Source organism: Leptolyngbya sp. FACHB-541 (assembly GCF_014695875.1).
GTDB lineage: Bacteria > Cyanobacteriota > Cyanobacteriia > Elainellales > Elainellaceae > JAAUTN01.
The window spans coordinates 32830-46751 of record NZ_JACJPC010000140.1; the positions used below are offsets into that span (position 1 = coordinate 32830).

The following is a 13922-nucleotide window of genomic DNA, read 5'->3' on the forward strand; positions in this document are numbered from 1 at the left end:
TTAGCTAGGAGAATTGTTGTGAGAAGCGATCGCCCCATCTAAATCTTCCAATTCTCCCGATTCTCCTGGGCTCCCTGATTCTCCTAAGTTTTCTGAAGCTGGAGATTCAGCTGTTGGAGTGGCAACAGACGGGACTTCCTCGATTGGCGATTCCAGTAAAGCTTCAGAAGTTTCAGGGGCGATCGCTTCTGAAACTTCTGCTGGAGGAGTTGGTTTAGGGGTAGCAGGCTTCGTTGTAGCGTCTACTGATTCAATAAATTTATCTAACTCATCTAGCTCATCAAATTCATCCAAGTCAGCAGCTCCACTCGGCTCAGCAATCGTTGCCTCAAGAATGACTTCTGCCTCTGCCTCACTCCCTTCAGTTGGCGATGCAGGCTGAGCGGCACGAGATTTAGCAGGACGGTTTTTGGGCGATCGCTTAGGCTTTGGTTTGGGCTTGAGCAAGTTTTGGATGAAGGTGGCGGTTGCCGCAAATAGCCCTGAAAATAGACCCGCGATCGGCTGCACCAGTCCATTGAGCAACGGCAATCGTTGCAATCGTTGCGGTAGCGTCGTCTGAAGCTGCTTCCACCCGTTCTGGAATGCTTCACCCAAAGATTTGGCTGAGCCGGGTAGCTGAGTTTGTTGGTCACGGGGAGTAAGCGCCCGCCTCAGTGCCAGCGTTTGCCAGCCTAGCCAGCCCAGCAGCGCAACGCTGGCGGTCTGCCCCAGCAGCACTCCACCAGTGATTCGTCCAGCACATACCCACAGGACAAGGGCATAAAACAGCCCAACCCCGCTCCAGGTAAAGTCATTTTTGCGATGAACTTCTGGAAAGAAGAAGGCAGACATATAAAGTCCAAAGCTGCCAAAACCAATAGTCAACGCCAGGATGTGTGCGAGCATAGTTCACCCCCGTTTGAGTGCATACTCTATTTTGCTTGAGATTGCTCCACTTCGCGACAGGCAACTAAAATTCTGGAATTTAGGTCTGAGTTTCGAGCGGGTGCGGGTACGCTGCGTAAATCGCCCACTAGGGTGAACCGACTGCTCGATAAAACGGGACAGAAAGTAGCGTATTTTACTAAATATGAACTTTTCGTTCGTCTGGGTTAAAAAAATGTGGTTTATTGCTTCATTGATTGCCGCAGTTGCAGCCGTCTGGTTCTACGACAAGGTTGAGAGGTTTTCTGAGGAATTGGCGATCGCTCTTCTGGCATTGGCGATCCTCAGTTTGGTTTTCAGCTTATTTTCTGCTCCCTGGCAAATTCAGCTATTGCTGCTTGTTGGGACCCTGTCCTATCGCTCTACCAAAGTTCAGTCAACCCGCTAAGAAATTTTTGAGAGAAAATTTATCTTTGGGCGAGCAGGGCTTGTCAAAGCTTTGGCACGCCAACTGCTTGGTTGCTACTGACCCTGCTGGTATCTGGTGAAACGTTCATCTTGATGGTCTACAAAATTTGTTTGTGAGATGAAAAATATTCCTTTCACAACCCGTTTGGGGTTGTCATATATTCACTCAGCAAACTTAATTTGTACCTCACATCTGCTTTATACCCGCATTACTAAATCTTTAAAAACTCCGTAGTTTTGCTGGATTAGAGGCACACTATGGATTTCACTTATCTCCTTATCTAAGGTTTCAATCGTGGGGGGTATCACCCCTCATCTCTAACAGGATGATTTTGAGGATTGTAGGGATAGGTCTTGTATCTACCCTGCTTAAGATTATTCGTAAAGCTGAAGCTGTAATTGATCTGTAATCATTCAAATAGTTCAATCTAATAGTTCAAGTCGTCGCTCAGTGAGCAGCATTTCGATTGGTTTATGCAAAAGAAAACTCCCCAACTCAAACAAGTGAGCCAGGGAGTTAAATCAGGGTGCATCTACCATTCCACTGTTCTGGGAAGCGGGTTGCCATCCGGAATAAAATTGGGGTTAAGTCGGACATTTTGGGGTTTGAAACGAGATGCGGGTTTACTGTTGCTCATTTCACTTCAGAAAAATTTCGCTTGAAGTTTGTTTGCTGTAGAGAAAAAGATTCTACAGCAGGTAACTTTTTGAGCCTTTAATCCGTCCGGTTGAGTACGACCTTCCTCCCGTAAAGCGATCGCGCAGAACTACCAAATCAGAAGTCAGGAGAGCACGGTAACGGTGACCCAGGAGTTTCACATTTCTGTGACCCCGGTGGGGAATGAAGAATATTTAGTGCGGACTGAGCGAGTCGCACCCGGTGTACCTTTGGCAGAAGAGCAGGTCACTTGGGCAGTTGAAGATTGGCTAGCTCAGGCACGGCAGCTAATGAACGATCCTCTGCTGGGTGTATTGCAAGGAGATAGAGTTAACCGCATTGGTGGATTTGAACTGTCCCGCAGTTTAGACCATTCTGCTGATGCTGAATCATCACTGCCGCCCCTCAGTTTGGCAGAAATTGGGCAGCAGCTTTATGGCGCTTTGTTTCAAGGCACCTTGCGCGATAGCTGGATGACAGCACAGGCGATCGCCCAACATCGCGGTGAGGTTTTGCGGCTGCGGCTAGGGCTAAAGGGTTCACGTCTGCCCCGTCTACCCTGGGAAGTGCTGCACGAAACTGACTCACCCGCTGAGAGAATGCGCCAGCGCGATGGGCTAAGCTTGCCGCCTCGGCCTGTAGCAACGGGGACTGGAGTCGTCTTTTCTCGCTACCAACCGGGCACTAGCCTGACGCTGCCTGTATCACCCCTTCCCCAGGAGCCAGACCAACCGCTGCGTATCCTCATGGTGATCGCGGCTCCGACTGACCAAAAGCGGCTAGAGCTAAAGCGAGAAGCCACGCACCTTCAGCAGGAGTTGCGCCATCAAAGCGGTTCTTTGCCAGAAAGCCTGACAGGAACCTTGCCCGAAATCCAATTGACGATTCTCGATCAGCCCGGTCGCGAACAACTGACCCAGGCGCTAGAACAGGGGCAATTCCAGGTTCTGCACTATGCGGGGCATAGCAACTTGGGTGCTTCTGGCGGCAATCTGTATCTGGTCAACAATAAAACGGGGCTGACCGAAATCTTGACAGGAGATGACCTGGCGGGGCTACTGGTCAACAATGGCATCCGTATGGCGGTGTTTAACTCGTGTCGCGGCGCTTACACAGCGGCGGCTGATCCTATGTCGGACATGGGAGAGCGCAATTTAGCGGAGGCGTTGGTGGGACGTGGCATTCCGGCGGTGCTAGCGATGGCAGAGCGCATTCCGGATGACGTGGCACTGACATTGAGCCGCCTGTTTTACCGCAATTTAAAGCAGGGCTACCCAATTGACCTCAGCCTTAGTCGGGCGCGACAGGGGTTGATTTCTGCCTATGGCTCCCATCAGCTTTATTGGGCGTTGCCGATTCTTTATCTGCACTCAGAGTTTGATGGCTATTTGACGGAGGGCGATCGCACCCTCGACAATCCAGCCGATCGGCTGATGCTGATTCCGCAGGGCTATGACGTTTCTCAAGCTGCGGCAAGATCAACTCCTCCACTGACCGCTGATGCAGTTCCAGATTCTCGCTATCTCGGTCCTGATGACTGGGAATCAGTTCTCGATGACGATTTGGGCGACCTGACAGAGGACGGAAATCGAAACTACTCAGAGTATGAAACGGAGCTTGACGAGGAATTAGACGGCGAAACAGACCTAGATTATGAGGATGAGGCGTCTGTCGTAGCCGGTTTGCTAAAACAGCTTTCTAGTAAGGAAGACCCGCAGGGTTTAGATACAGAAGTTGTTCATGTCAAAGATGCACCCGGTTCAGGGCTAACCTATGGCGAAGCAAAAACTCATTCTGCGGATCGGGCTGCACCTCCAAAAACTCAAACCGAATCTGAGACTGAGTCTGACCAGTGGATTTACGATGGACTTCCTGTCACGCCACACTCTGGCTCAATCTCGATCAGACCGCTTGAACCAGACGAAGAGACTGCACCTCAGCCCCGTTCTACGGGTGTTGCGACCGCTATTCAGCCTGCGGTCCAACCCCGGCCTGCGCGCCCGACTCGGCGGCTTCCCCGCTTTGTCTTACCGCTAGTTGGGGTAGCTGGCATTGCAGCGATCGCCTTAATTAGCTTCTTAGTCGTGCCTAGGGATTGGTTCAGTTCAGGAGGAGCCAACCCGGATGACTTGCTGCCGCCAGGGTCAAGCATTTCTGAGACGCTAGAAACAGAAGGAACAGAGCTACCCGACGTAGGTGAGGCTGAGCTGAATTCTGCGGATACGACAAACGTGACGGCGATCGCCATCGAGCACTTTAACCAGGGGAAATTTGCTGAAGGCGGACAAGCCGTCAATGCTCTGCTCGACCGCAATGCTCTACCGCAAGCGACCGCAGCCCTCGCTACCGTGCCACAAGCTGAGATCGATCAGCCTCAAATCAACTTCTTGCATGGGCGACTGGCGTGGCAGGCAGTTCAAGCTGGAGAGGCTGACTTTAGCATCAACGATGCTCGTCGCTATTGGGAAGCGGCAGTTCGAGAGCAGCCAAACAACGCAGATTACCGAATTGCGCTAGGTTTTGCCTACTATGCTGAGAGCCAACCCAGTGAGGCGATTCAAGAATGGGTCGCAGCCCTCTCGCTACTGGAAGAGCAGCAGGCAGCTAATCTGAAGGCTCAGCCGAGTAGCCAGACTGCAAATGCAGATTTGCCCCTTCCTGAGCAGCTTTTGCAAGGGGAGAAAGCGCTTAACGCCTACGCAGGAATTGCCCTGGCACTGCAACAGGCTGCATCTGAGCGATCTGCTAATGAGCAAAGCAACCTGGAGAGTAAGTCGGTCAAACTTTACCAGATGGTGATGATGAGTGACCCGACTAATTTCCAGGCGGAAGCGCTAAGCAATAACTGGCTCTGGACGCAAGAGGCAATTCAATCCTGGAGCGCTTTAGCACAACGCTAGAGCGAGTCGGGTTCAAGACTGATGCAGAATGAGTCGATTTTGGTCGGGATCGTAGGCGTAAATTTCTTTGCCATGCGAGGCGATCGCCACTTCACCCGGAGGTGAATAGCCTAGTGCAGTGAGGTGGGCGATCGCCTCCTCAAGGCTTTTCACCTCCAAACACAGGCTGATTTTGCCTCGTTCTCCTGCAAATTCTGCTTCATTTTCCTCTTTTGGCTGAAAAATGCCCAAACGCAGACCCGGAAGCTGGAATTCAGCATAGCGATTGGGAAGATGAGGCTGTGGCAGTTGACCGAATAACTGAGCGTAGAACTTGACCAGCTCCTCTAGCCGAGTCGTAGCCAGTGTCACAAAGGCAGCACTACATTCAAAATTCTTAGGCAAAGCAAAAAGTAACAACATCTCTCTCAAATCTCTCAAAAAAGGGCACCTCGCAGAGCGGGGTGCCCTTCCATCTGTAACCCTAATTTTTGGAATTAGTACAATTCTTTCGAGGGGAATATGACAACATGACGGCTGTGAAATTAGGATAGCTCTCTGGTGCGGTTGCAAATCGAGGAGATTGAGCAACCCGCGAGCCAACTGAAATTTCAAACGGTCCGTCTGCATGACAACTGTCCAAGCTGGGACTGATCGACCGCTGCGAGTGGTTGCCTATACGGATGCGGCTGGGATTGGTGGCGCAGAGATTAGCCTGGGGTATTTAGTAGCTACTGCGTCAGCTCAGTTTCAAATATCCGTGGTAGGCGTTTCTCAGACTGTGGTGGAGGCGATCGCCCACGGCCGTCCCCAAGCAGACCGATTCATCTTGCCCTCTCGTGGACTTCAATCCTTTGCCGCCCACCTGCATACCCTATCGCAGCTTCAGCCTGACATTGTCCACGCTAATTTATGTACGCCTTGGGCTTGTGCAACGGGCTTAACGGCCGCTTTGATGCTGCCCCACGCTCGTGTCGTGCGAGTTGACCAACTGCCACTGCGAACAACCGACGCGATCGCCCTCTGGCGCACTAGAGCTATTTCCTTGCGAGTCGATGCTCATGTTGCTGTAGGTAAGGCAAGCGCTCAGCGCATGGAAGACTTCTATGCCCTTGGGCGAGATTCTGTTCTATCAATTCCCAATGGGGTGCCCGATTTCGGCGAACCCGAATCTCCTGTTGAGACAAATAAACAGCTCGTCGTTGGCAGTGTTGGACGGCTCGACCTGATGAAAGCGCATGAAGTGCTGTTGCAGGCGATCTCTCCCCTTGAAGGGGTAAAAGTCGTCATCTTAGGCGAAGGCGAACAGCGAACTGCCCTGGAAAAACTGGCATTTAACTTGGGAATTAGCGATCGCGTCAGCCTACCGGGATGGGTAGATAATCCCCGCTTGTATTTACCAGGGTTTGATGTGATCGCACTCCCTTCCCGCTCAGAAGGATTTCCCCTGGCGATTGTTGAAGCAATGCTAGCAGCACGTCCAGTCATCGCAACTCGCGTAGGCAGCGTTCCAGAAGCGGTATGGCACGGGGAAACTGGGCTGCTGATCGACAAAAATGATGTGAATGGACTCACTCAAGCAATTCGGCAATTGCGAGATGATCCAGCTCTGCGATCGCAACTAGGACGACGAGCAAGAGAAGTGGCGATCGCCCATTTCACCGTCGAAGCCATGACAGAAAGTTACGAGAACTTGTGGAAAAAGCTGATGATTACCCCGCAAGTGCCCCGCCTTCGCGTTCCTCGTCCACGCGATTAACTTCGATTAACAGGGCTCCTTTCCCTTCTCCCCCTTTTCCTTCTGACCCGGCAGTGGGGTTCCTAATTGAGACGTTTTGGAATCATAATTCAACTCAATTGAATGTACGGGAATCCGCTACCTTAGAAATATCCCGCACGATAGGAATTCTTCACCGCCTGGAGTCTCTTCAAAATTATGGTCGCCACTTCTCTCAAGCCACTCCACGTTGATCAATCCCGAATTCGTCCAGAAATTCAAGCTCTACAGCCGCGTTTGGTAGAGTGGCGACGACACTTTCATCAGCGCCCAGAGTTAGGGTTTCGAGAGCGGCTAACCGCAGAAGCGATTGCCCAAAAGCTACAAGAGTGGGGCATCGAGCATCAAACCGGAATTGCCGAAACAGGGATTGTGGCAATCATTCCTGGCAACCGTCCTGGACCTGTGCTGGCCATTCGGGCAGACATGGACGCATTGCCGATTCAAGAACTTAACCAGGTGCCCTACCGTTCGCTGCATGATGGGGTCATGCACGCTTGCGGTCACGATGGACATACGGCGATCGCCCTTGGCACCGCCTATTATTTGTCTCAACATCCCGATTTTGCTGGAACCGTTAAACTGATTTTTCAACCTGCTGAAGAAGGTCCCGGTGGAGCCAAACCGATGGTAGGAGCGGGAGTCCTAAAAAATCCTGATGTGGACGCAATCATCGGCTTACATCTGTGGAACAACCTGCCGTTGGGGTCACTTGGGGTTCGCGATGGTGCAATGATGGCAGCTGTTGAGCTATTTGACTGCACCATTAAGGGCAGAGGTGGACATGGCGCAATGCCTCACCAAACCGTTGACTCTATCGTCGTTGGCGCTCAAGTCGTGAACGCGCTGCAAACGATTGTGTCGCGCAACGTTGATCCCCTTAAGGCGGGCGTTGTCACCATCGGCAGCTTTCATGCCGGACATGCCCGCAACGTCATTGCCAACACTGCTAAACTTCAAGGCACGGTACGCTACTTTGATCCCGGACTTGAAGGATTTTTTGAACAGCGGATGGAACAAATCGTTAGCGGCGTTTGCCAGAGTCACGGCGCAAGCTATGAGCTAGACTACAAGCGGATTTATCCCCCTGTCGTGAATAATTCGGCGATCGCCTCCCTCGTCCGCTCCGTCGCTGAAACCGTGATCGAGACCCCGCTAGGCATCGTCCCGGAATGCCAGACCATGGGCGGTGAGGATATGTCCTTCTTCTTACAAGAGGTTCCTGGCTGCTATTTCTTTTTGGGCGCAGCCAACATTGAGCGTGATTTAGCCTATCCCCATCACCATCCCCGCTTTGACTTTGACGAAACCGTCTTGGGAATGGGTGTAGAAATCTTTGTCCGCTGTGTGGAAAAATTTTGTGTAAACTAGCGCAGCCCCTTCCTCACCCATGATGAATCCAGACTCCGAAATTTATCGACTTGTGGATCTGCTGCCTGCATCCGGTCGCATGTTTGCCAAAATCAAGAGCAAACCGGAACAGCCCACTGTCATTGCCGCCCAACTTCCCAAACCCTGGGATCAGACTCGTCCGGTTTTTATCAACTTTGACCTCTGGAGCCAGCTTCCCAAACCCCAGCGAGATTTGCTGATCTTGAGAACCGTCAATTGGCTGGGCAGTGTTAACTGGCTCAAGCCCGACATCTACCAGGGTTTAGTCGCAGCAGGAGTTGTCGGCACTATCTTCGAATTGGTGCAGGGTGACATTATTGGCGCTGTCACCGCAGGCGGACTAACCAGCCTTGCTGGAACTCAGATTTGGCGAAAAAACTACAGTTCTGAACGTGAACTCGAAGCCGATGAAGCAGCTGTACGGGTTGCCGTTCGCCGAGGTTACAGCGAAACCGATGCTGCCCGTCACCTGATGGCAGCAATCGAGTCTGTTTCCCACATCGAAGGCCGCTCTCAGCTCGATTTTACCGAACTGCTGCGGGTGCAAAATCTGAAGGCGATCGCCGGACTCTCCCCCGTCGGAGTTCCCCAAACTCTGCGTCGAGAATAAAGTCGTAGTAAGCACGCACTTTAAAAGCGTCTGCCTAACAGCCGTTGCCTGACGCTTTCAGCGATCTTTTGCCCCAAATATTCTGGAATCAAGCTCTCATTAGGCCCCAGCAAATACAGGATCAGGCGCGTTCTTCCTCGCCAGACTAACAAATTTGCGTTAACGACCAGCAAATCTTCCTGCCAAATGGAGTACATCACCTTGTAGAATAAACCCGGTTGGTTGTCTGCCTCAATTAGCAAGGCAGGCAAGTGAAAGACTGGATCAACGTAGAACTCTGTTTCCACCTGCTCTAAGCCTGCGTCCAGGTTAAACTCTACTGCCAGCATTTCCTCAACTTCAAACCGCCCCGCTAGTGCCTCACGCACTGCCCGACAAACATTTTCAGCCGTTTTGTCAGCTAATGCTTTGCCGCCTCGCGACACCACCAACTTGATGAACACTAGCATTGGTGGATAAATTTGCCCGTACAGGCTGAGGCTGTGAATCGTTAAACCGTAGGCAGCCAACACACCAAAAATATCGCTTAGCAGAAAAGACTGATTGCGATAAGCAAAATGCAAGGCACTTTTGCTACCCTCTGGCTTCAGCTCAATCACTGCCTGTTTACTTTTGTAAAGCTGATAGGCTAGTCGCAGGTTCTGCAATTGGATTTCACTACTAACAAACTGCTCATAAAACTGAGGAAACGCTCGGTTAAAGCGCTTTAGCAGTTCCAGCGTCGATGATTTCAAGCCCGCAGCCATAATTGGGAGTAAACCTTGCCTGCCCGGTCAAGAGGTAAGATGCGAAAGGGCTAAGAGTCTTTTACTAGAAAACCCTAACTTTAGGGCAATCTCCGACAAATTGCACCACCCCATTTCAATTAATGTTGTTAGCGAACCCACTCCGTAAAGCTACATATCTGGGGGCATGCCCTGTCTCTGCGAAACACACTCCTAAACATGTGGCTCTGAAATGGAAATGGTATTGATCATATTGAAACGATGATGGAGCGCGGGAGATATACTAGCAAGTACCACTCTTTAACCTTCACTACTCTAACCACGCCTGCATGGGTTTTTGGAAAAGCTTATTTAGCGCCTCTGACACAGCTACCCCCTCAAAACCAGCTCCAGGAGGGGGGTATACCGCTCAAGGTGCCACGACCACTGACGGTCGCATCTTTTTTAGCACTGAGCGGGAAATTGATCTTTACGATCTGGAGGAACTGTGCGATGCCGTAGGCTGGTCGCGCCGTCCGCTCCGAAAAGTAAAGAAGGCAATCCAACACAGCTTTTTAGTTGTCTCAATGTGGGAACATCGAGGCACTCAGCGACGGCTGATTGGCTTTTCCCGCGCTACGTCTGACCATGCGTTTAATGCAACCATTTGGGATGTGGTTGTGCATCCAGACTTTCAGGGAAAGGGGTTGGGGAAGGCGCTGATGAAGCAGGTGATTAAGAAGCTGCGAAGTGAAGATATTAGCAACATCACGCTGTTTGCTGATCCTCAAGTCGTAGACTTTTATCGGGGTCTAGGCTTTATGCCCGACCCAGAAGGCATTAAAGGAATGTTTTGGTATCCAGAGTAATTCGATCAAAGGAATGGAGGGAGAACATCCTCCCTCATTCCTTTAAATATTTAGCTAAATGTTTAGCGATCGCGCCTGTCGTATCCAATTTGCTAATTCATCTAAAGACGGGCAGTGGTCCTGATTGTGCAGGGTCGAGACGTGCAGCTTCAAAATTTGCTGATGCAGCCTGGGCAGAGACATTTGCGCTAGCTGGGTAGCAGAACTGATCCCGGCGTGCAGCAACATGCCGCAATACTGACAGCCAACAATGGGCACACGTGCCAGGTCAGACAGTGCTAGCCACTTGTTGACGTGTTGAATATGAATTTGGATTTCCGCTGCCAGAGCCTGCTTCTCAGGAACCGTCTTGATCGTTTCGAGTAGCTGTAGCGTGGTGTGAATGCCACTGGCAGCTAGGCGATCGCAATCCTCCTTACTCAACCCAGGCAGTTGAGCAATATTCCAATCAGCGGGTTGAATGGTGCTGTGGCGAGTACGCTGAGCAGTTCCCATAATAATTCTTGCTTAGGGTGAATGAAATTCAGGAGCTTCCTCCATCTTATAGTTTGTGATGAGACTCCTTATAAAGAGTTTGCCCCAAAAATCAATCGGTTGGTTTTTGCAAAGCAGGTTATACTGATGTGTGACATTAACGGGATGTAGCGCAGCTTGGTAGCGCGCCTGCTTTGGGAGCAGGATGTCGCAGGTTCAAATCCTGTCATCCCGATTACCGAACGCTAGGATTGACTGAAGTTAGCAGCTTTCAGACTGGTTGCTCTTTGCGATTAGCACGATGGCTTGGCTACAGCAATATGGTGAAACCTTGTCTTCCATGCATTGCGCTCGGAACCATTTCTGCATTTACCAGGTCATCGAGTCGAGAAGACATCAGTTCAGGAAAACCTTAAAAGCTCAAATTTCAATCAGTCCTGGTTTGGTCCTGGATACATCGAAAGTAAATTTAAAGGTCTGATGTTATGTTGAAAGGTCAAAGGCTTGCTGTTGTCCGTCCGGTAGATGCTTAACTAGGCGGTCAATCTACAGGGCAATGGGTTTGACCTTGCAAAACGATGCTGCTAAATCACTCAGCATTGGATGAATCCCGTTGCAGTTTTTGTTATCAGGAGCAGTTATGAAGTCATTAGTTCGCTGGAGTACGACACTCAGCCTAGTCGGGGGTATTCTACTGGGTTCCCTGCTAGGTGGAGCCAATCGAGCATTGGCATTGACGCCAGAACAGGTTGTAGAAAGACTACAGTCAGTGCCCGTCTTTATGATTACCAATGCACAAGGTGTCCCTCTAGTTGCCGTTTTGGGAGATGAAGAGGCAGCACCAGCCGTTGCAGGAGTATTCATTAGCCGCCAAGATGCTCAAGCCTCTCTCGACAATCTGCGTCAAAGCGATCCAGAGCTTGCTACGGATGTGCAGGTTGTGCCTGTTTCTTTAGCCCAAGTCTATGAGCTAGCGGTGGCTAACGAAAACCAGGAGCAGCCTCTAGAGTTTACGTTTGTACCCACGACGGAGCAGGTTGAGTCAGCTCGTTCTGTGCTTCAGCAGAGTGGCGAAAATCCTGAGGAGTTTAGCGGTGTGCCAGTTTTCCTGGCTCGCTCGACTGCCGAAGATGGTGGTTACCTGACCATTCAACAGGGACAAAATCAGGTTGTTCCCATGTTCTTCAATCAGGCTGAGTTGCAGAACCTCCTGGCTCAACTGAGAGAAAGCCAACCGGAATTGGCTGAATCAATGACGATTCAGGTAGTCAATTTGGAAAGTCTGATTCAAACTTTGCAGGATAGCGATAACCCAGAGCTAAATCAGATTTTGCTGGTTCCTCCTAGGGAGACTATTGAATTCATTCGATCGCTTCAAGGACAACCTGCTCAAGGACAACCTGCTCAAGGGCAACCTGCTCGACCTCAATAGGCTCACGGAATTGTAAGACCCCGGATTACAACGTAAGTGTTTGAGTGCTGTTGGTTTTGTGTTTGATGTGAGAATGGCGTAGGGGGCGGTTCGTGAAGCGCCCCTATATCGTATTGAGCTACAAGTGCAGATGACGAAACCTCTAGCTGAAGTATCTGGCCAAGAGCTTTGGCGATGGTGGCAGGATGCTCGACAGCAGGCGGCGATCGCTCACATCCCCAGCTTTGAAATTGAGTGGCTTTTGCGAGAAGCAGGTCTGGATCGGCTGCACCTATATTCTGGAACTATCCGTAATCAAGAAAAGGTACCGTTAAAGCTGCCTTTAGAAGAAGTAATGCAACTTTGGCAGCGCCGGTTAGAGGACAGCGTTCCTGTCCAATATTTAGTAGGAGTCGCACCCTGGAGACAGTTTTCTCTGACCGTTTCCCCTGCTGTCTTGATCCCCAGACCTGAAACCGAGCTTTTAATTGATTTGGCGATCGCCGCTACCGTCTCAAATCCCAAGCTAAGGCAAGGACACTGGGCAGATCTGGGCACGGGAAGCGGGGCGATCGCCCTGGGATTGGCAACTGCCTTTCCATCGGCAACCATTCACGCAGTGGATTTCAGTGTTGAAGCATTGGCGATCGCTCAAATCAATGCTCAGCGGTATGACTTAACCGATCAGATTCAATTTCACCAAGGCTCCTGGTTTCAGCCGCTTGTGCCACTCAAGCGCAGCCTCAGCGGCATCGTTTCTAACCCGCCTTACATTCCCAGCTCAATGGTGTCTGAACTGCAACCCGAAGTCGCCAAACATGAACCCCAATTAGCTTTGGATGGTGGTGACGATGGACTCGATAGCATTCGTCACCTGATCAGCACGGCACCCGATTATTTACAAGCTGGCGGTATCTGGCTGATTGAGATGATGGCAGGTCAAGCCCAAACCGTTGCGACCCTACTACACCAACACGGTAGCTATCAAGACATTCAAATTCACGCAGACTTAGCAGGAATTGAGCGGTTTGCGCTGGCAGCCAGAAGTTAGGGGTGAAGGATGAGAAGTTCTTGTAGGATGGGTTACGTGCTAACCTATCCTGTCATTTCGTCCTTTCCATGCACTCCTTCTCTGACCTGATTGCTGCGGCTCGTTCTGGCGATCGCCTTGTTAGCTTCCCCACCGATACCGTTCCGGCGTTGGCAGTGCGACCTGAGCGAGCTGCGCTAATTTTTGCGGCAAAACAGCGCAGCCAGACCAAACCGCTAATCTTAATGGGGGCTAACAGTGCAGATCTGTGGGAGTTTACAGCAGGCAGTGCTGAGGAAAAACAAATTTGGCAACAAGTCGCTGAGCAATATTGGCCTGGTGCATTGACGCTTGTGTTGCCTGCGAGCAGTCATCTGCCCGCCGCAGTCAACCCAACTGACCCAACCACGATTGGAATTAGAGTGCCGAATAGTGCGATCGCCCGTTACATTCTGTCGCAGACAGGTCCGCTCGCCACCACCAGTGCCAACCGTTCGGGGGAGCCTCCGCTGCAAACCATGGAGGCGATCGCTGCCCAGTTTCCAGAAGTTCTCACCCTCCCCTCGTCAGAACTGGACAAGCTGGAACAAACGCTGTCTCCTGCAAAACCTTCTGAGCTTGACCCAGCGACCTCTCAGGGAGTTCCTTCTACTGTCATCCGGTGGCAGGACAACCAATGGGAAATCTTACGGCAAGGCAGCATCCAGCTATAGCAATTCTCAAGTAATACCAATTCCAAAAATTAGGGTTACAGATAGAAGGGCAACCCGCTTCGCGGGTTGC

The 13922-nt window shown here is 51.0% G+C and carries 13 protein-coding genes and 1 tRNA gene; 10 read left to right on the forward strand and 4 right to left on the reverse strand.

All coding sequences use genetic code 11. From position 1 onward, the window contains the following. Positions 1-888 carry a Ycf66 family protein gene (locus H6G00_RS30830; RefSeq protein ID WP_190799635.1) on the reverse strand — a complete coding sequence of 296 codons (888 nt, stop codon included), beginning with the start codon at positions 886-888 and terminating at the stop codon, positions 1-3. A gap of 214 nt (positions 889-1102) precedes the next feature. Between H6G00_RS30830 and H6G00_RS30835 the strand changes: the two genes are divergently transcribed. Together H6G00_RS30835 and H6G00_RS30840 are read left to right on the forward strand one after the other, a co-directional pair. Beyond that, positions 1103-1315 (forward strand): hypothetical protein, encoded by a 213-nt coding sequence (locus tag H6G00_RS30835; protein WP_190641925.1) that lies wholly within the window; start codon positions 1103-1105, stop codon positions 1313-1315. 821 nt (positions 1316-2136) lie between these two features. Further along, complete coding sequence (locus H6G00_RS30840) at positions 2137-4893, forward strand: CHAT domain-containing protein (RefSeq protein WP_190799636.1); 2757 nt, start codon at positions 2137-2139, stop codon at positions 4891-4893. A gap of 12 nt (positions 4894-4905) precedes the next feature. Here H6G00_RS30840 and H6G00_RS30845 read toward each other — a convergent pair whose 3' ends face one another. After that, positions 4906-5295 (reverse strand): VOC family protein, encoded by a 390-nt coding sequence (locus H6G00_RS30845; RefSeq protein ID WP_190799637.1) that lies wholly within the window; start codon positions 5293-5295, stop codon positions 4906-4908. A 205-nt stretch (positions 5296-5500) separates the two neighbouring features. Between H6G00_RS30845 and H6G00_RS30850 the strand changes: the two genes are divergently transcribed. From H6G00_RS30850 to H6G00_RS30860, 3 genes are all read left to right on the forward strand, one after another. Next, on the forward strand, positions 5501-6631 hold the full coding sequence (locus tag H6G00_RS30850; RefSeq protein ID WP_199318816.1) for a glycosyltransferase family 4 protein: 1131 nt from the start codon (positions 5501-5503) through the stop codon (positions 6629-6631). A gap of 177 nt (positions 6632-6808) precedes the next feature. Further along, a complete protein-coding gene (locus H6G00_RS30855; protein ID WP_190799638.1) occupies positions 6809-8020 on the forward strand; it encodes a M20 family metallopeptidase in 1212 nt (403 codons plus the stop codon). 22 nt (positions 8021-8042) lie between these two features. Next, entirely contained in the window at positions 8043-8651 is a 609-nt protein-coding gene (locus tag H6G00_RS30860; RefSeq protein WP_190799639.1) for a DUF3318 domain-containing protein, read from the forward strand. Between the two features lie 20 nt (positions 8652-8671). Here the strand turns inward: H6G00_RS30860 and H6G00_RS30865 are convergent, their stop codons facing one another. After that, positions 8672-9397, reverse strand: coding sequence for a hypothetical protein (locus H6G00_RS30865; protein ID WP_190641929.1), 726 nt, complete (start codon positions 9395-9397; stop codon positions 8672-8674). A gap of 308 nt (positions 9398-9705) precedes the next feature. Between H6G00_RS30865 and H6G00_RS30870 the strand changes: the two genes are divergently transcribed. Beyond that, positions 9706-10224: a GNAT family N-acetyltransferase gene (locus H6G00_RS30870; RefSeq protein WP_190799640.1), complete on the forward strand. Its 519-nt coding sequence runs from the start codon at positions 9706-9708 to the stop codon at positions 10222-10224. Between the two features lie 54 nt (positions 10225-10278). Here the strand turns inward: H6G00_RS30870 and H6G00_RS30875 are convergent, their stop codons facing one another. Beyond that, positions 10279-10719 (reverse strand): DUF4332 domain-containing protein, encoded by a 441-nt coding sequence (locus H6G00_RS30875; protein ID WP_190799641.1) that lies wholly within the window; start codon positions 10717-10719, stop codon positions 10279-10281. A gap of 140 nt (positions 10720-10859) precedes the next feature. Here H6G00_RS30875 and H6G00_RS30880 point away from each other — a divergent pair. The 4 genes from H6G00_RS30880 to H6G00_RS30895 all read left to right on the forward strand — a co-directional run bounded on the left by H6G00_RS30880 (position 10860) and on the right by H6G00_RS30895 (position 13852). Further along, positions 10860-10933: transfer RNA gene (locus tag H6G00_RS30880), tRNA-Pro, on the forward strand. Positions 10934-11338: 405 nt separating this feature from the next. Next, positions 11339-12130, forward strand: a complete 792-nt coding sequence (locus H6G00_RS30885) for a Tic22 family protein (protein ID WP_190679727.1) — start codon at positions 11339-11341, stop codon at positions 12128-12130. A 130-nt stretch (positions 12131-12260) separates the two neighbouring features. Further along, positions 12261-13160 carry a peptide chain release factor N(5)-glutamine methyltransferase gene (gene prmC / locus H6G00_RS30890; protein ID WP_190799642.1) on the forward strand — a complete coding sequence of 300 codons (900 nt, stop codon included), beginning with the start codon at positions 12261-12263 and terminating at the stop codon, positions 13158-13160. A gap of 68 nt (positions 13161-13228) precedes the next feature. Further along, positions 13229-13852 (forward strand): L-threonylcarbamoyladenylate synthase, encoded by a 624-nt coding sequence (locus H6G00_RS30895; protein ID WP_190799643.1) that lies wholly within the window; start codon positions 13229-13231, stop codon positions 13850-13852. Positions 13853-13922: the final 70 nt, after the last annotated feature.

Bases quoted from the DNA above. Each gene is read 5' to 3' on its own strand.
- H6G00_RS30850 (WP_199318816.1), top strand. From the start codon at position 5,501: ATGACAACTGTCCAAGCTGGGACTGATCGACCGCTGCGAGTGGTTGCC.
- H6G00_RS30865 (WP_190641929.1), bottom strand. From the start codon at position 9,397: ATGGCTGCGGGCTTGAAATCATCGACGCTGGAACTGCTAAAGCGCTTT.
- H6G00_RS30895 (WP_190799643.1), top strand. From the start codon at position 13,229: ATGCACTCCTTCTCTGACCTGATTGCTGCGGCTCGTTCTGGCGATCGC.
- H6G00_RS30855 (WP_190799638.1), top strand. From the start codon at position 6,809: ATGGTCGCCACTTCTCTCAAGCCACTCCACGTTGATCAATCCCGAATT.
- prmC (WP_190799642.1), top strand. From the start codon at position 12,261: ATGACGAAACCTCTAGCTGAAGTATCTGGCCAAGAGCTTTGGCGATGG.
- H6G00_RS30835 (WP_190641925.1), top strand. From the start codon at position 1,103: ATGTGGTTTATTGCTTCATTGATTGCCGCAGTTGCAGCCGTCTGGTTC.
- H6G00_RS30830 (WP_190799635.1), bottom strand. From the start codon at position 888: ATGCTCGCACACATCCTGGCGTTGACTATTGGTTTTGGCAGCTTTGGA.
- H6G00_RS30860 (WP_190799639.1), top strand. From the start codon at position 8,043: ATGAATCCAGACTCCGAAATTTATCGACTTGTGGATCTGCTGCCTGCA.
- H6G00_RS30870 (WP_190799640.1), top strand. From the start codon at position 9,706: ATGGGTTTTTGGAAAAGCTTATTTAGCGCCTCTGACACAGCTACCCCC.
- H6G00_RS30875 (WP_190799641.1), bottom strand. From the start codon at position 10,719: ATGGGAACTGCTCAGCGTACTCGCCACAGCACCATTCAACCCGCTGAT.
- H6G00_RS30885 (WP_190679727.1), top strand. From the start codon at position 11,339: ATGAAGTCATTAGTTCGCTGGAGTACGACACTCAGCCTAGTCGGGGGT.
- H6G00_RS30845 (WP_190799637.1), bottom strand. From the start codon at position 5,295: ATGTTGTTACTTTTTGCTTTGCCTAAGAATTTTGAATGTAGTGCTGCC.